The following is a 16845-nucleotide window of genomic DNA, read 5'->3' as shown; positions in this document are numbered from 1 at the left end:
CTGACTTTAGAGTTTGTAGTAAGCGCTGTATTCCCTACTACGAACCCAGCTTAAGTCAGTGACATTCAACCTAAGACGGATTAATTTCCCTCAATAAACCGCGAATAAACTGACTATATTGGTCTTTCATCGGTAGATTGAACTCCTGTCGAATCCGTTTTCTCGTGGCTTGGGTTGTCTCACCTGTCAGGGGATTCAATCCCGGCTTTTGATAGGTTTCCCAATATAATCCTACCCCTCGTTTATGCCAATTCGGTAGATGATTAAAATTAATCCCATGTTGGAATAACAATTCATTCTTATCCGCCACCGATAACCGTTCTAACCTTGCTGTGGCTTGTCGGGCAGTTTTGCCATCATTCCGCAAACACCAATAACTATGAGAGTTTAACGCATTTCTGTGGGCATCTTCTTGTCGCCAACGAAAATAATCAACCACTATTTCAATTGTCGGTAATTGGGAAATGCGACAATCAAAACACGCCACTGTCCCCAATATCAATGAAAATTTCGCACTGGCTTCTCCAGCTAATACGGAGTTCAGCTTGCGTAATTTGCGATTAAAGGTAGATTCAGCGACATCAAAAAGTAGTGATATCTCATCACTTTGAGTATAGCCATAGATAACCTTTAACCCGCAATTCATCAGATGTTCTACGGTGAGAATCATTACGTCTCGAAACCGTTGATCAAAGGGGGCTGAAAATGGATGCACCTCTCGCGTTAGCCGAGTAAACCCGCGCCCATCTAACCGCGCTATCATATATAATCCGGGCAAAACGCAGTGATCATGAGCGGTTTCATAAACCCGCATTTTGGCATCCAGTTCATCAAATTTCATTGGTATTTCAATAGGAATCTGTCAAGACGTGCCACGGCAATGGTAGGGGCGGATTTAGGAACAATTGTATTGTAGGAACGGGTTTAGCCACTAAAACTAATTGCCACCAATAAATGAACAACAAAACCCGCCCTATCTCACCGATAACTGATCAACACAACCCGCCCTAATTCATCAGTCTTCTGATTACGGTTTAATTAAATTCCGCTCAAATTTGCGATAACGGGCAATCCGTTTCGCCCGATCTAATGGGGGATATAAAATTAACGTGGCTAAAGGAAAACCTGTGCCTAAAATTGCCCCCCAAACCATCCCATTAACTACCCCTAACTTTAAAGCCATTCCTAAACTAATTCCCAAGGCGGCGGATAAGACAGAAACCCCAAATGCTAACCCTTGACTAAAGCCCCGTTGCACACAACTTTGAGCCACACCTTCCCCTTCAAACGCCGCCATAAATACCACCGCATCCACCGCTGCAAATGCCGCAATTGCCATATCCGTCGCCCGAAATTGAGCGCCAAATCGTGCCACAACTATCGCCGCGATACCTGCAAAAAAAACAGCCGCCACGGTATCTAAGGCTTTCACCTTAACCCCAAAGCGCGATCGCACCTTTGCCATCCCCTGACTAATCCACCCCGACGTAATCGCCGCCACGAGTCCCAATCCCGCCACTAACACCGAAATGAACACCGCGATCGCCACACCGACTGTGCCACTATGACGTACAATACCATCCCATGCCATGGCTTCAACCCAAGTTGCAGCAGCGGCAAAGAAAATTAATAATCCAACTGAAAAATAGGGAAATTTCTTCGCTGGAATCGGTACGGGTGCTGTCTTCACGTTTAGCATTAAGCTTTGGGTTTCTGGATGGGAATTACTATGAATTAATATCTCCCGCTCATACAGATTATTTGCCATCAGCTTGCGCGTATCCACGGTAATTTTGCACAGCACTTGATTGCTGACAAAATGAGTTTGCTCAAAGTAAATCCATTCATGAAAATCCGGCGTGTGAGGCGGATCACTCAAATGAGGGGCGATTTGCCACCGACTTTCTAATACCGTATCGGGAACGGAGTTGGTTAGAACAACCTTTTTAGTTATCTTTTCCCCTAATTTCTTCGCCGTAAACTCTAAACACGGGACATTGAGATTTACCTCCGGCACTCGAATCACATAAATCGGGTTCAGCGCCTCTAAAGCGGTTTCCGCATCCAGAAAACGGTCTTTCGGTTTCAGTTCCACCATTCTTTGCAGCCATTCAATCCACCGCAAACTCAACCGAGGAACCCGATGTTTAAAATTAATCCGATAGTCTTCATCAATCAACTGACTAATATCGGTTGAAGCAATACCTGTCAGCAAACAAATCAGCGTTGCGCCTAAGCCATAGAGATCCGAGGCTTCACTCACTTGTTGATTAAACAGCAATTCCGGCGCGATGAACCCAATTGTCCCCTTCGCCACACTACTCATGGCAATTTCACTCCCGCCGATATGCGCCAAGCCAAAATCAACCAGGTAGACATTCAACTCATCATCAACTAGGATATTTTCCGGTTTAATATCCCGATGACTAATTGGCGGAATGCGATTTTGTAAATAAATGAGAATATTGAGTAATGAAACAGCAATTTGCTTAATCTCAGCGGGATCAAAACTACGCCGCACCGCTAAAGACGCGGCTTTTTTATAATCCTGGACTAAACAAAACCCCGTTTCAGTTTGAAATGAATCCAAATAACGGGGAATTCCTGGATGATTCAAGCCGCGTAACACTTGAATTTCCCGTTCGATGGCGTCATAATCTGACCAATGTGCCTCACGTTGGGCAAACTGAAACTGTTTAATCACAACAGGTTCTTTCAGCGTTCCCTCTGACGTCAGGGGCGGAATTGGCACCGCCAGGTAGGTGACTCTCCCACCTGCGCGATTATGACCTAATTCTCGAACAACCCTGAAACCGTGGCTGGATAAGTCTGGAAAATTACTCATGAGGTAAGTCAAACGTCAAACGTTAGCTAGAGACGTGCCATGGCACATCTGTCAAATTCAGATCTCCCTCTTCCCTTATAGATCCCCCTTGCCTTTCTCTTCAAAAGGTGAAAGCTAAAGAAGGGTTCGTTGTTGTTTGACAGGGAAGCCAGAGGAGGCTTCGCTTTTTTACACAGGGAAGCCAGATGTTGCTTATGCTTTTTATTCTCCGGGGACTAGGGGGGATCAGTCTTATCCAAGCAGTATTGACACCAATTTTTGTTATAGGCACGAATTAAGATGTACGGTGTCTAGATGCTTACCTGGTATTGTATCGCGTCGTTATGGGAGCAGAGGGAGCTGGGGAAGCAATGTAGAGACGTAGCATGCTACGTCTGGGAGCAATGGTATATTTTTCCTGACTTCTCCAACAACCAACGCTACAGTGAAAAGAATATCGGCGAGTTTGAGAGTACATCCTGCCATGACTTATACGACTTCTGCTCAGACGTGGGATTTTAACGTTCCTACACCCTATCCCAGCCAAGACACAGACTTACTCAAGCAACTGCCTTTTGTACCAGGGTTAAAAGAACTGTTAATGTTGCGTCAGGTTCACGCTCTTGAACATGCAACGGTTTGGGTTCTGGCTGATTTAGCCAATGCCAACTATACGTCACGCCCTGGTAGCAGTCGTGCGGGTACAGCTACCACCGTGCATGAGATGGATAATGATACTTTAGGTGGTTTATCTACTGAACAAGGATTTTACCTCTATGGTGAGGTGAATGTATCGGACTTGAGACGTGCGGTTCCTCTGGCGTTGAATCGTCTCACCCAAGGGGAATGGAATTTAGCGGTACATCCTCGTTGCGGTACGAATCTCTCCGTTGGCATGATGTTAACGGCTGGATTAGCCCTCGGCGCTCATCTCCTCCTACCCCGTGGTCCGATTGAGCAACTGATTGGTTTAGGTCTAGCCACCGCTACAGCCACCCAACTTACCCCTGACATGGGTATTCTGGCTCAACGCTACCTGACCACGGCGATTCCTTTTAATCTGGCTGTTGAGGAGATTAGCGATACCTCCGATATCTGGGGACGATCGGCTTATTTCGTAAAGGTGCGATGGCGGGATTAGGTTCAAAAGGGTGTGGGGTGTGGGGTGTGGGGTATAGGGTGTCGGGTATGGGGTGTGGGGTATGGGGTGTGGGGTGTGGGGTGTGGGGTGTGGGGTATAGGGTGTCGGGTATGGGGTGTGGGGTATGGGGTGTCGGGTATGGGGTGTGGGGTGTGGGGTGTCGGGTATGGGGTGTGGGGAAACAGAAGCAGGTCATATAAACTTCCCCAGCTTCCAGACGCGCCATGGCACGTCTCTACATTGCTCCCCCAGCATCTGCCCTATCCCCCTCTATATCTGGAAACTAGGGGTTTCTCAACTCATCTTTGTAATAAAACTTAAAATAAAGAGTAAGCAGATACCCCTGATCCAGTAGTACGCTGTAAAACTAGATTCGTAAGGGAAAAACTGATATGGCAGAAGTAACACGCGGCGCAAAAGTTCGGATTAAACGCAAAGAATCCTATTGGTATAACGATATCGGAACGGTAGCAACCGTAGACAAGAGCGGCATTATCTATCCTGTCATTGTCCGTTTCGATAAAGTCAACTATTCCGGCATCAATACCAATAACTTTGCGGAAAGCGAACTCGTAGTCGTCGAACCCGGGAAGAAGAAGAAGTAAGGGAACGGAATCACCCGAAGCCGTGCCTGAATTGCCGGAAGTGGAAACAATTCGCCTGGGTTTGAGGCAAATTACTTGTACCCAGGCTATTCAGGGTGGGGATGTGTTGCTCCCGCGCAGCATCGCCTACCCTGTTTCTGTGGCGGCATTTTGGGAAGGTGTGACGCAGACGAGAATTACCGATTGGCATCGACGGGGTAAATATCTACTTGCCCAACTTAGCCACTCTGAAGAGGGGGATGCTGGCTGGTTAGGGGTGCATCTGCGAATGAGTGGGCAATTGTTATGGATTCAGCAAAGGGAACCGTTACAGAAGCATACGCGAGTGCGCCTCTTTTTCCCCCAAGGACAGGAATTGCGCTTTGTGGATCAACGCACCTTTGGTCGGATGTGGTGGGTGCCGCCTGGGGAAGAATGTGACAGCATTATCACGGGATTGCAAAATTTAGGACCTGAACCCTTCTCGGATGCTTTCTCTCCAGAGTATCTGACGCAGAAGCTGAAAACGTCTCAGCGTTCGATCAAAACCGCCATCCTCGACCAATCCCTGGTGGCAGGTGTGGGGAATATCTACGCTGATGAAGCCTTATTCGTGAGTGGGATTCACCCTCAAACGGTTTGCGCCCGATTAAGTGTAGACCAAATTGAACGTCTGCACCAAGGGATTATTCAAGTCTTAAAAGCGGGGATTGAGGCGGGTGGCACAACCTTCAGCAGCTTCCTCAATGTCCAGGGTGTCAATGGTAACTACAGTGGAGTCGCTTGGGTCTATGGTCGCACAGGACAGCCTTGTCGCGTCTGTGAGACCCCAATTGAGCGGATTAAGTTGTCAGGGCGTTCGTCTCATTTTTGCCCAAGCTGTCAGTCACCAACGACCAAGTAAGATTTCAGTGTTTAAGCCTCAACCCAACCTACTGGCTGGGCGGTTGAAACCGCAGCTACACAAACAAAACCCGCCTGCGCGGGTTTCCAAATTCTTAATCTTGTGTTAGTTCTACGGCGCCTAAAGTTTTGAGTGTGGTTTTCTCGGCTTCGGTTAAACCTGTAACGCCCGTAATATTCATGCCTTCATAAGGCTTGTTGACTAGAGTTTTTAGACACTTGCCCGATTTCACATCCCAAACCTTAATTGTTTCATCATAGCTACCACTGGCTAAGATTTTACCGTCAGGACTCAGTGCTACCGACTGTACGCGATTTGTATGACCCTGTAAGGTTCTGAGACATTCTCCACTGTGAATATTCCATAGTTTTATGGTTTGATCGCTACTTCCACTAGCTAGTATTGTACTGTCAAGACTAATGGCTACTGAAGACACCTTATCAGTATGCCCTTGGAGAGTTTTGAGACATTTTCCTGTAGTGGTATCCCATAGCTTTATTGTCTGGTCGCTACTTGCACTAGCAAGAATTTTACCGTCAGAACAAATAGCCAATGACCATACGGCATGATTATGCCCTTGAAAAGTATTGATGCATTTACCTGTTTTTATATCCCAGGATTTAATTATACCATCAATATCGCAACTGAATAAAATTGTCCCGTCATTACTAATTAATACTGACCTAACTCTATTTGTATGACCCTGGAAGATGTTCAAACAATCTCCTGTAAGAATATCCCATAACTTAATTGTTTTGTCATTACTCCCAGTTACCAAGATGTTATTATTATGACTAATGGCGACTGCAAACACTGGACTATTATCTATTTGCAATGTTTTCAAACATTTACCAATAGAAATATCCCAGATTTTTGCTGTTTTATCCCCACTCCCACTCGCTAAAATTTTACCGTCAGTGGCAAGAGTGACTGAATCAATCCAATCTGTATGATCAGACAAAGTTTGCAAACATTCTCCAGTGCGGAGATTCCAAAGCTTCACTGTTGAATCTTCATTACCGCTAACAAGAGTTGTATGATCAGAACTGATGGCTACAGAATTTATCCAATGCTTATGTCCCTGTAATGTTTTCAGACATTTCCCCGTGTGAATATCCCAAATTTTTAATGTCTGGTCATGACTGCTACTAATTACAGTTTTGCTATCAGGACTAAAAGCTAATGAAAGTATTTCGCGGGTATGCCCTGGCAAAGTTTTTGTGCATTGTCCAGTCTCGATATTCCAGAGTTTAACTAGGGTATCACATCCACCACTTGCTAATGTTTTGCAATCTGGACTAATGGCAACTGACCGAACTCTACTTATATGTCCTTGCAAACTTTTCAAACATTTACCTGTATTTATATTCCATAGCTTTACAGTTTTGTCATCATTGCCGCTCGCTAAAATTGCACCATCTAGACTAATAGCTATGGACTGTACGTGGCTAGTATGTCCCTGCAAAGTTTCCAAGCATTTACCAGTGGCAATATCCCATAATTTAACCGTATGGTCAGAACTGCCGCTAGCTAAAATGCTGCCGTCACAATTTATAGCTATTGACCATATTCTACCAAGGTGTCCTTTTAAGGTGTTTAGGCATTCTCCAGTTGATGCATTCCATAATTTTACTGTCTGATCATCACCTCCACTGGCGAGGAGACTCCCATCTGAACTTATAGCTACTGTTCTTATCCGATTTGAATGTCCATGTAAAGTTTTCAAGCATTTTCCACTGTTTATATTCCAGAGTTTTACTGTCATATCGTGACTAGCACTAGCTAGGATTTGACCGTCAGGGCTAAAAGCAACTGAACTTACCCAATCAGTATGTCCTTGAAATATTAATATCTGTTGATTATTATCCACTTGCCACAAGCGAATTTTTCCATTCGCTTCGCCTGTAGCAAAAACTTGACCGTTAGGGCTATATGCTACTGATAAGACAAAACCAAATACTTTTGTAAAAACAGAATTAGCGAGATTGGTATTTGTACAATTGACATTACGTAGGCTGGCATTGCTAAAATCAGCACCTTTAATCACAGCGCGACTGAGATCTTTACCTTCCAACGCACCCTGATCAACCTTCACCAGTAGCGTCGCCGCATTCCCCCCAACATATCCTACCTCATCTTCACTTTTACCCCGTGTCGCTTCCAGAATTTCCTGAAGCGACGATTGATCTTTGGAGGTTCGGTCAACCATCGGTATAATCAAATCCATCACCGCTTTTGTCAACGGTGCTTGTCCTAATGTTTGACGTAATTGCGCTAGCGACTCACTCTCAAATCCCTTTAACGGCGCAATTGAAATTATCTCCCCTGCCTCATCCATCTGACGGTGAAAATAAGATGACCAGGTATAATTTTCAGGCGTAGCACTTGCCTTAATATCAGATTGGGCTTGAGCCAACTTAGTAAAATCAGCCGCCAATACCCCCAACTCGGCGGCAAACTTATACGCCACAAAAAACTCCAATAGGGATCGATGTGCCGGAGTATAATCGCCGTCCGCATTCCGAACTAGCATCGATTGCCCCATCATGTCATAATGCCAATGGTCTAAATCCTTTTCCTCCCGAACCACTGAACCAAATAACCGACGAATGCGATCGGGAAATTGCCGATAATTCAAACTCATCTGATCCGTTGACAACATCTCCCACGCCAATTCACAGAGAAAATAAAGCTTATCTGCCAACGATGTAAACGTGCGTTCGGCTTTAATATCCCGTTCCATCTTGCGCCACACCGCATACAAATAAACCCTGGACATATCCACAGGTTTACCTGCTTCAATATCTGGTAAGGCTTCCACTATTAAATCCGTCATGACTGGACGACGGGCTAAATCCAATAATTGCGGATTTTCCATCACCTTTTCAACGGTGGCAGGTTGAGCTTGAAAGGATAACACCTGACGGATTTGCTCATCCTCAAACTTTTCCAATTCCAGCACCTCAAACTGAGGCGTTTCTCCGGTTAAATTCGCCGTCGATGCTTGTAATTCCGCATTCAGCAACGCTCGTCCTTCTTTGGCTTCGGGAAAATGTTCGGTGCGACAGGTTAAAATAACTTTGCTTCCGGGTACGACTACCTTCGCCAATTCCCAGAAGTTGTTAATCATTTGCTGACGATCCACTTTGGCTGCCATTTCGTCAAAGCCATCGAATATGAGCAGCAATTTCCCCATGCGATTGAGTTGATCGAAAACTTTACTATTCAGGCGAATGTTATGCTGACTAAAAAAGAAACCCGCCAGAACATTCTCCACATCAACGGCTTTGGCATAGTCGCGCAGGGTAATCACTAAGGGTAAGCGAGGACGGGAAACGCCGCGTTTTTTTGCCTCCTGATACCGTTGTAATGCTATCCAAGCATAGTGGAAGGCAAACCAGGTTTTGCCTGTGCCAAATTCTCCTAAAATTGAGATATGCTCTTTGGTTGAGTCATCTAACCAGAGGTCAATATAGCCGTCAATCCAGCCATCGCGTTCATCGTAACGACTCACGGCAATTTGACGCTGGGTAATCGGATCAATCTCTGCTTTGCTGCAAGCTAATGGCACATAGTTTTTATCGATCTCGCGCCGTTTTACCTCTGTTTCTAACCAGTTCAAATACTCCCGAAAATCTGCCGCTTCATCCAATAATTCATCAAAGGTATAACAAAATAAATCGCGATTTTCCCGCGTTTCTACAGCATCACGGGCGGCGCGACTGATGCGACGTTGGGTGACTAACCAGCCTTCATCAGTGCGTTGAGTATCCACTGATTCTCGCAAGGCGGTGACATCCCGAATTCCGGCTTCTCCCTCAATCCCCCTGACCAAAATCCGGTCATATCCGCGTCGGGCGGGAATGTTGACAATCCATTCAAAATGTGCATTATTCCAGATTTGATAGGGTTCAAAGTCATAACCCAGGGTTTCAAACCAGCCCTTCATCTGCTGGGCTAAACCAAACGCCTGACAGGGGATTTCGGTGGATGATTCCTGGGCGGATAGCAGAGATTCTTGTGCCGCCAACCGTGCTATTTCGGTACGAATTCCGGTTAAGGTGGGGAGTCTATCCAGGCGTTGATGCAGGGTTCTCATCGATTTGTGTAAGGAGTCGATTTTCTGGTTGGTGAGAACGTCTGCTGGAGTGCGTGATCGCTTAGCAACTTCAATGAATACGGTAGCAAAGGCAGCAAATTCGCGCTTGGGGTCAATTCTTAATTCTCGGATTTCATCCCCCAAGGCGTATCCGTCGAGAAAGGCTTCCCCTTGGTGCAGGAGAATGGAGGGGTTATTGCGATCGAAGGCTTGGCGAAAAGCCTGTTGAATCTCGTTTTGGCGGAATAGTTCGAGAATTGGTTGGGGTTTGCCGATGCCGTATTCGACAAAGGCGTATTGATAAATGCTGGTAAAGTCAGGATGGGGATGTTCGGGATCGAGATTAAACTTTTTCAGGAGTTTGATGACGGTTTCGTCGCGTTCTAGCTTAGTCTTGAGTAGGGGGGCGGCTGGACGTGCGATCGCGCTGATTGCAGTGATGATTGGATCGAGGTTGATCGGGTTCACGGCGGTGGTTTTTTATGGGGGGGTGCGGGTTTAATTATTATTTTAAATAGGGTTAATGGTGGCTGTGTTCAGTTTATGGCGCTAAAGCGCAACTACAAGCGCAACTACAAGCGCAACTACAAGCGCAACTACGAACGGCAGTATTTAGTACAAGCGGGTCGCCCCTACACTCAGAGGTTAATTATGAGGGATAATGGCTGGAAAGCGTTGACTCATATCGATATTAGGGATAAGTAATGGCAGGCAAACTCAAAAAAGGCGCATTAGTGCGCGTAAATCGCGAAACGTTGGATAATAGTGTGGAAGCTAAAGCCAGTGATACTCGCTTTCCTCCTTATATTTTTGAAAGTGATGGGGAAGTGGTCGATATCCGGGGTGACTATGCCTTTGTCAAGTTTTATGTACCCACCCCGAACATTTGGTTTCGTCTCGACCAACTCGAAGTCACTAGCTAAAGTAGTAGCGTGACACGCCTAATTTGCTCCATTAGCCTGGTCAAAAATCCAGGCTTGCGCCCAAAAAAGCTGTAAAATTGCGCCATGTTAGCTGTGCCACGTTAGTTGTATCGTCGCGATCGCAAAAATCGATCTATAGCCATGGCATCTTCCTCGAATTTACCTATCGCTTGCAATGATCACCGCGTCACCGTGATTGGCGCGGGTCACGTCGGTAGCACCTTGGCGCACCGGATTGCCCAACGCAATTTGGCAAATGTGGTACTTTTAGACATTGTTCCCGGTATTCCCCAAGGCATTGCCCTGGATTTAATGCAGGCACAGGGGATGGATTGTCACAATCGCGAGATTATTGGCACCAATGATTATATGGATACCACCGGGTCGGATGTGGTGATCATCACGGCGGGTTTACCGCGTAAACCGGGGATGAGTCGAGATGATTTACTCAAAATTAATGCCAAGATTGCGGTGGAGGTAGCCGAAAAAGCGATCGCCCGATCGCCCGATGCTTTGTACATTATTGTCACAAACCCCCTGGATGTGATGACCTATTTGGTCTGGCAAACCTTAGGATTACCCCCATCACGGGTGATGGGAATGGCGGGAATGCTAGATTCTGCCCGTTTCCAAACCTTTATTGCAATGGAATTAGGGGTATCGATTACGGATGTCAGTGGGTTAGTCTTGGGGGGTCATGGCGATTTAATGGTACCCTTACCCCGTTACTCCACAGTGCGAGGGGTTCCGATTACTGAACTGATGGATGAGGAAACAGTTGAACGCTTAGTGGATCGAACTCGTCATGGTGGCGCAGAAATTGTGAATCTGATGAAAACTGGCGGGGCGTATTCCGCGCCTGCATCCTCGACTTGCGCGATGGTGGAAGCCATTTTACATAATCAGTCGCGACTTTTACCTGTGTCATCCTATCTCGATGGGGAATATGGTTTAAAGGATATTTTTATTGGTGTTCCTATACGGTTAGGATGTCGGGGTGTGGAAAAAGTTGTGGAACTTAACCTCACGGATACCGAACGCGCCGCCCTACATACGTCAGCCGAGTCGGTTCGTAAAAATATTAAGCGGGCGCAGGAAATGTTGGGTTAATTGTCAAAACACTGATTTCACTGATTTATTGGAGAGATAGGGGTGGGGGGATGAAAGATTAGTTACACTGATTACACTGAAACGTTAGTTCTTTATCAGCAGAGGATGAATATGTATACGGAATTGATATCATGTATCCTTTGTTAGGGATGACTGACATACGGATAAGGGATAACTATGACATACGCGATCGCGAATTCCCAAGACTCTCAGGTTAAGTCTCCAGTTTTCTCTGTCCAAGACTATTTGCTAAATCCCCCTGACCATACAGAATGGGTAGATGGTCAGTTGGTAGAGAAGCAAGGGATGACAGCCAAACATGGTCGAATTCAAGCACGATTAGCCCGATATTGGGGAAATTATAAACAGGATCAGAGCCTAGGCGGAGATGTTTACACGGAAACGCCATGTTGGACAGGAGAACGAGGGTGTCGTCCCGATGTGTCTTATCTAACCCCAGAACTGGTGGAACAATTTGGCGAGTTTACGGTTTTATCTCAAAGTTTTCCTTTAATTGCTGAGATTATTTCACCAACAGATGGGGCGGAAGAGGTTTTTAGTAAGGTTAAAGAGTATCTGCGATCGGGGTGTCAGGAAGTTTGGTTAGTGTTTCCGGAAAGTCAGTGGGTTTTGGTGATTACACAACAGCAACAAGTTTTATTTAATCAGGGTGATGTTGTCAGGACGCAACAGGTGTTAGAGGGGTTTAGTGTGGCGGTTGATGATTTGTTGGCGTAACACCCATGCTCTATTATTATTTCACTTTTTTTTCATTCTTGCCTACTTATAATATTATATTATGTCCGGCAAATCACCCATGATAAAAATTTCTCCGCGTCTTCGAGTCTCCGAGTCATATCATGTCCGTCCAAACAATCATTATTCCCTTGTACCTTGCAACCTTCCTCCTTCCCTTCTGCCCTCTGCCTTCTGCCCTCTGCCTTGTCTTAACCGATAGTGTAAGTATTCCACCGGACATGATATCAGTCCTAATTATGGGTGTTCAAGCGGACATGATATGACTCAGTGGGTGGACACAATTAAAGTTAACGGTTGAGATTAGGGAACTGCTTAACAGGGAACAGTAAGGGTTTGAGGGCTTGATCTAGGGTGGAATGTTGTCGGCAAGACTCGGAAAGAGTTACTATAGCGGCTTAAAAATCGTTTACGCTGAGGGGTGTAACCCCTTTTTTATTACTTCGCTCTACCCGGTTTCCTACCGATGCAGCGTTTCGTCAGGGTCTTGAATATGACTACCACCTTAGCCTATAACTACCAATTTGGCGGATGCCTCCCCGCCGATTCTCCCACCTATGTGTGGCGACAAGCCGATGTTGAACTTTATGATGGGTTAAGGGCTGGGGATTTCTGCTATGTCCTCAACTCCCGACAGATGGGGAAATCTAGCTTGCGGGTGCAAACCATGCGCCGCTTAGAAGATGCAGGATTTGCTTGTGCGGCGATTGACTTGACTAAGATTGGATGCCAACATCTCACCCCAGAGCAATGGTATGCTGGTTTAGTCCGTCGCTTGGTGATTAGTTTCAATCTGACCCAACGATTTAACTTACGTCGATGGTGGCGCGATCGCGATTTCCTTTCGCCCGTACAACGCTTCAGTGAGTTTATTGAACGTATCCTCCTTCCGGCGATTCCGCAACCGATTGTTATTTTTATTGATGAAATTGATACGGTTGTCAGCTTAAACTTTCGCGTCGATGACTTTTTAGCTGCGATTCGTGCCTGTTATGATAGTCGTGCCGATCATCCCGCCTACCAACGCCTCACATTTGCCCTGTTGGGTGTTGCGACTCCCTGGGAGTTAATTCAAGATAAACATAGCACCCCATTTAATATTGGTCGGGCAATTGAACTGACAGGCTTTCAATTAAATGAATGTTTACCCTTAGCCCAAGGATTAGCCGCCCATGTTAACTATTCTCCCGCCATCATCCAAGAAATATTAACCTGGACAGGGGGTAAACCGTTTCTCACCCAAAAGCTGTGTCAGATTGTCTTGCACCAAGCCGAACTCTGGTTACCCACGAAGATTCCCCAAGATAAATCCCAAATTAGCGTGTGGATTGAACAGTTGGTGCGATCGCACATCATTGATAACTGGGAAGCTAAGGATGAACCCGAACACCTGAAAACCATTCGCGATCGCCTATTACCTAACCGTGCCAGTACCCGTCAACTTTTAACACTCTACCAGCAAATTCTCGATCAGGGAGAAATCCCTGCCGATAATAGTCCCGAACAACGAGAATTGCGCCTATCAGGATTGGTTGTGAAACAGCCTATTGGGGAAAACTACGCCCAGCCTGTTTTGAGGGTCTATAACCGCATCTACGCCTCTATTTTTAATCAGGATTGGGTAACCAACGTCCTGAATAATCTGCGCCCGTATCACTCGGCGATGATGGCTTGGTTTGCCAGTGGGTGTCAGGATACATCTTATTTGTTGAACCGAAATCAATTACAACAAGCCTCAGTTTGGGCAAAAGGGAAACGCTTAAATCAAAAGGACTACCAATTCCTACATGCTAGTCGTCAGCAGGTTATCGCTGGTGTTTATCGGGGAAATCGCCACCCTCAGAAACAATTGGAGACAACATCGACAACAAAACCCTCTCCCAAACCTACGCCGCCAGAATTCTTACCAACGTCTCCGCCGCGTTCCTTGAGTGCCGACGAGCAGATATTATATGATCATTTACTCTATTGGGTACAACGAGAATCCCCCCAGCAACTCATCGAACGATTTGAACAACTCTTTATTACCGCGAAAAACTACCCCGAACCCGACATTATCGCTGCCTTCCACCGAATTGTCCTCGCTAATCCCCGCCATCAAAACTTTACCCATATTCTCAATCGGTGCTGCCATATTTTGATCAACCGTTGGCAAATGCAAGCCAACCACGATCAGGCGATCGCGCAATTGGTGGCATTATTTGAAAAACCCTTTCAATCGGGGACAATTAGGGCAACGTCGGGACTATCCAAGCGATTGCGAGAACTCTTGCGAGTCTTTACTCAAAGTGAAGACTTTCAAACCCTAAAACGCTTGGTCAACGTTGTTGATCAAACCGCCGATGTGGATCGCCAAGACTCCAATCCCGCCCTAGGACAATTGATTTGTCGATACCCTTATTTATACACCCACGCTTTGCTAAGTTCAGATAGTTCCTACGAACATCAGCAAACCATCCGCCACATTCAAACTCAGCGTCAGTGGCAATTGGAAATGAATCTCTCTCAATATGTCACCTATTTGATCCGGCGAGTGCGACTCGCATCCAGTAAAACCCACACTTCAAACACCACGCTGATTAAACCCGTACCCAACCCGACGTTGTTAAGCGATCGCGAACTCTATTTCGCCCTGAAGCAATTTATGGGCAAAGTTGAAGGATCTTACTCCTACCGAGACTTAGCCCAAAGTTTTCTCAAGCAAAGTAATCAAACCCCCTCTTATCGGGCGTTTAAAGCCGATTTATATGAATACTTAACAGCGGCAATTGAACCTGCTTATGGTAAACATCAATTTAATCAACGTTTGGCGCAACACCTCAAGAATACGTTGCCAGATAGCGACTCGAAGCAAATAAACGACTTTTTACTGTTGAGAACCTGTAGTCAGTTGCTAAGTTTCTTAGTCAGCAGTCCTCAGCATCCAAATCACTATGTCTTTATCGATTTAATTTCTAACATGGGGTCGATTCGGACAACGGGATTATTACTGAAAGTGATCCTCCTCTGTAGCAAAGTTAAACCCGATTTAGAAAAGCGATTTTCGATTTTATTTAATCACTATGAACGTCAAACGATTAATGACATTTTTTGGTTAGTTCAGTCTCTGGAAAATCTTAATGTTGCTTTTGTGGTCAATTTTGGCAATATGGATCTGTCGCAGATTCAAAAGTAATTGTCATTTGTCAAGGAATAGGGAACAGGGAACAGGGAACAGGGAACAGGGAACAGGGAACAGGTAAGGTAGAATTTTGAGTTAACTTCCTCATCTTCCCCATACTCCATCTCTAAGTTGCAAGTCAAACTCATAACGAGTATGATTTATACGTAAACATTAAGATGCAGAGGTGTTATTGGCACGATGGTTGAGATTCGAGAAATTCCGCTACAGCAAATTCGCCGTCCCCTTCCCCGCGAAAATGACGCCGAAAAGGTACTGGAGTTGATGAAATCCATCCAGGAAGAGGGATTAAGAGAACCCATTGATGTACTCGAAGTTGATGGAGAGTATTATGGCTTCTCTGGATGTCATCGATTTGAGGCACATCAGCGCCTAGGTAAAGAAACGATTAAATGCCGGGTTCGCCGCGCCCCTCGTGCCGTCTTAATGCGACATTTAGCCTAAGAAGCATCATTTTGGGGAGGTGAGAACAGTTCATACTTTAGGATGATCTGTAACAGATAGTGAATTGTTTAAGATGGATCGTCGGTATGTAAAAAGGACTTGCAGTATGCCTTTAGCAACTGAATTCACATCTTACTTTCTGCTAAACTCTATGAAATAAAGGACTCAATCAGCTTTTCTGTTAACGTTATTTTTGGATCAAATTAGGAGATCACTATGCAAACGGCTGATAAATCTGCACCTGTCAATATTGGTATTTCAGAACAAGACCGTAAAGAGATTGCCGAAGGACTGTCTCGCCTGCTAGCAGACACCTATACTCTTTATCTAAAGACACACTACTTCCATTGGAACGTAACCGGACCGATGTTCCACTCGCTGCATAATATGTTTGAGACGGAGTACACTGAATTAGCGGTAGCAGTGGATGATATTGCTGAACGGATTCGTACTATTGGCTACCCAGCGCCTGGTAGTTATAGCGAATTTGCCGAACTCTCTTCGATTCCAGAAACCCGTGGGGTTCCGGAAGCCTCAGAAATGGTACGTTTACTGGTAGAAGCGAATGAAGCGGTGGTGAGAACGGCGCGGGAGGCGTTTCCGGCGGCTGAACGGGCGAATGATGAGTCTTCTGTTGACTTGTTAACTGAACGGATGCGGACTCATGAGAAAACTGCTTGGATGCTGCGGAGTATGTTGACGTAATTAGGGGCTGCTGAATAAGTCTGGTGGTGGGGAGAGGCAATAGGGAATAGGCAATGGGCAATGGTTTCAGGGTTGTGTAGCAAGCCCTAATTAGTTTGTTTGAATCAGGGCGGGTTTTGTTGTTCACTTATCGGTGGGGAGGGCGGGTTTTGTTGTTCACTTATCGGTGGGGAG

14 protein-coding genes are annotated in these 16845 nt (G+C 45.7%); 11 read left to right on the top strand and 3 right to left on the bottom strand.

The genetic code is table 11. The features are described from left to right. Positions 1-70 precede the first annotated feature (70 nt). The gene (locus RIE73_RS08950; protein ID WP_446400865.1) at positions 71-841 is read right to left on the bottom strand and encodes a tRNA(His) guanylyltransferase Thg1 family protein; all 771 of its coding nucleotides are present in this window, start codon (positions 839-841) and stop codon (positions 71-73) included. A gap of 186 nt (positions 842-1027) precedes the next feature. Beyond that, complete coding sequence (locus RIE73_RS08945) at positions 1028-2845, bottom strand: serine/threonine protein kinase (RefSeq protein WP_446400864.1); 1818 nt, start codon at positions 2843-2845, stop codon at positions 1028-1030. Positions 2846-3308: 463 nt separating this feature from the next. On the opposite strand from RIE73_RS08945, the gene RIE73_RS08940 reads away from it, so the two are divergent. The 4 genes from RIE73_RS08940 to RIE73_RS08925 all read left to right on the top strand — a co-directional run bounded on the left by RIE73_RS08940 (position 3309) and on the right by RIE73_RS08925 (position 5453). Next, positions 3309-3965, top strand: coding sequence for a DUF6391 domain-containing protein (locus tag RIE73_RS08940; RefSeq protein ID WP_446400863.1), 657 nt, complete (start codon positions 3309-3311; stop codon positions 3963-3965). Next, the gene (locus tag RIE73_RS08935; protein ID WP_446400862.1) at positions 3953-4165 is read left to right on the top strand and encodes a hypothetical protein; all 213 of its coding nucleotides are present in this window, start codon (positions 3953-3955) and stop codon (positions 4163-4165) included. The genes RIE73_RS08940 and RIE73_RS08935 overlap by 13 nt, the downstream gene beginning before the upstream one ends. Positions 4166-4357: 192 nt before the next feature. Next, positions 4358-4570 carry a photosystem I reaction center subunit IV gene (locus RIE73_RS08930; RefSeq protein WP_446400861.1) on the top strand — a complete coding sequence of 71 codons (213 nt, stop codon included), beginning with the start codon at positions 4358-4360 and terminating at the stop codon, positions 4568-4570. Positions 4571-4592: 22 nt separating this feature from the next. After that, complete coding sequence (locus tag RIE73_RS08925) at positions 4593-5453, top strand: DNA-formamidopyrimidine glycosylase (protein WP_446400860.1); 861 nt, start codon at positions 4593-4595, stop codon at positions 5451-5453. A gap of 94 nt (positions 5454-5547) precedes the next feature. Here the strand turns inward: RIE73_RS08925 and RIE73_RS08920 are convergent, their stop codons facing one another. After that, the gene (locus tag RIE73_RS08920) at positions 5548-10020 is read right to left on the bottom strand and encodes an NACHT and WD40 repeat domain-containing protein (RefSeq protein ID WP_446400859.1); all 4473 of its coding nucleotides are present in this window, start codon (positions 10018-10020) and stop codon (positions 5548-5550) included. A gap of 75 nt (positions 10021-10095) precedes the next feature. Between RIE73_RS08920 and RIE73_RS08915 the strand changes: the two genes are divergently transcribed. From RIE73_RS08915 to RIE73_RS08885, 7 genes are all read left to right on the top strand, one after another. After that, positions 10096-10257, top strand: coding sequence for a hypothetical protein (locus RIE73_RS08915; protein WP_446400858.1), 162 nt, complete (start codon positions 10096-10098; stop codon positions 10255-10257). Next, entirely contained in the window at positions 10257-10475 is a 219-nt protein-coding gene (gene ndhO / locus RIE73_RS08910; RefSeq protein ID WP_446400857.1) for an NAD(P)H-quinone oxidoreductase subunit O, read from the top strand. Before RIE73_RS08915 ends, ndhO begins: the two co-directional genes overlap by 1 nt. Positions 10476-10616: 141 nt before the next feature. Continuing rightward, positions 10617-11585 carry a malate dehydrogenase gene (gene mdh, locus RIE73_RS08905; RefSeq protein ID WP_446400856.1) on the top strand — a complete coding sequence of 323 codons (969 nt, stop codon included), beginning with the start codon at positions 10617-10619 and terminating at the stop codon, positions 11583-11585. A 177-nt stretch (positions 11586-11762) separates the two neighbouring features. After that, the gene (locus RIE73_RS08900) at positions 11763-12323 is read left to right on the top strand and encodes a Uma2 family endonuclease (RefSeq protein ID WP_446400855.1); all 561 of its coding nucleotides are present in this window, start codon (positions 11763-11765) and stop codon (positions 12321-12323) included. Positions 12324-12834: 511 nt separating this feature from the next. Next, entirely contained in the window at positions 12835-15516 is a 2682-nt protein-coding gene (locus tag RIE73_RS08895; protein WP_446400854.1) for an AAA-like domain-containing protein, read from the top strand. Between the two features lie 186 nt (positions 15517-15702). Beyond that, positions 15703-15966, top strand: coding sequence for a ParB N-terminal domain-containing protein (locus RIE73_RS08890; protein WP_446400853.1), 264 nt, complete (start codon positions 15703-15705; stop codon positions 15964-15966). A gap of 216 nt (positions 15967-16182) precedes the next feature. Continuing rightward, positions 16183-16671 carry a Dps family protein gene (locus tag RIE73_RS08885; protein WP_446400852.1) on the top strand — a complete coding sequence of 163 codons (489 nt, stop codon included), beginning with the start codon at positions 16183-16185 and terminating at the stop codon, positions 16669-16671. The last annotated feature ends 174 nt before the right edge of the window (positions 16672-16845 follow it).

Origin of the sequence: Coleofasciculus sp. C1-SOL-03 (assembly GCF_040220555.1) — a bacterium.
Taxonomy (GTDB): domain Bacteria; phylum Cyanobacteriota; class Cyanobacteriia; order Cyanobacteriales; family Coleofasciculaceae; genus Coleofasciculus.
Note: the sequence above shows the minus strand (reverse complement) of the source record. Positions and strands in the feature narration are given on the sequence as shown.

Coding starts and splice junctions, on each gene's coding strand:
- RIE73_RS08950 (WP_446400865.1), bottom strand. CDS start 841: ATGAAATTTGATGAACTGGATGCCAAAATGCGGGTTTATGAAACCGCT.
- RIE73_RS08930 (WP_446400861.1), top strand. CDS start 4,358: ATGGCAGAAGTAACACGCGGCGCAAAAGTTCGGATTAAACGCAAAGAA.
- RIE73_RS08940 (WP_446400863.1), top strand. CDS start 3,309: ATGACTTATACGACTTCTGCTCAGACGTGGGATTTTAACGTTCCTACA.
- RIE73_RS08915 (WP_446400858.1), top strand. CDS start 10,096: ATGGCGCTAAAGCGCAACTACAAGCGCAACTACAAGCGCAACTACAAG.
- RIE73_RS08935 (WP_446400862.1), top strand. CDS start 3,953: ATGGCGGGATTAGGTTCAAAAGGGTGTGGGGTGTGGGGTGTGGGGTAT.
- RIE73_RS08945 (WP_446400864.1), bottom strand. CDS start 2,845: ATGAGTAATTTTCCAGACTTATCCAGCCACGGTTTCAGGGTTGTTCGA.
- RIE73_RS08900 (WP_446400855.1), top strand. CDS start 11,763: ATGACATACGCGATCGCGAATTCCCAAGACTCTCAGGTTAAGTCTCCA.
- RIE73_RS08890 (WP_446400853.1), top strand. CDS start 15,703: ATGGTTGAGATTCGAGAAATTCCGCTACAGCAAATTCGCCGTCCCCTT.
- RIE73_RS08885 (WP_446400852.1), top strand. CDS start 16,183: ATGCAAACGGCTGATAAATCTGCACCTGTCAATATTGGTATTTCAGAA.
- ndhO (WP_446400857.1), top strand. CDS start 10,257: ATGGCAGGCAAACTCAAAAAAGGCGCATTAGTGCGCGTAAATCGCGAA.
- RIE73_RS08895 (WP_446400854.1), top strand. CDS start 12,835: ATGACTACCACCTTAGCCTATAACTACCAATTTGGCGGATGCCTCCCC.
- mdh (WP_446400856.1), top strand. CDS start 10,617: ATGGCATCTTCCTCGAATTTACCTATCGCTTGCAATGATCACCGCGTC.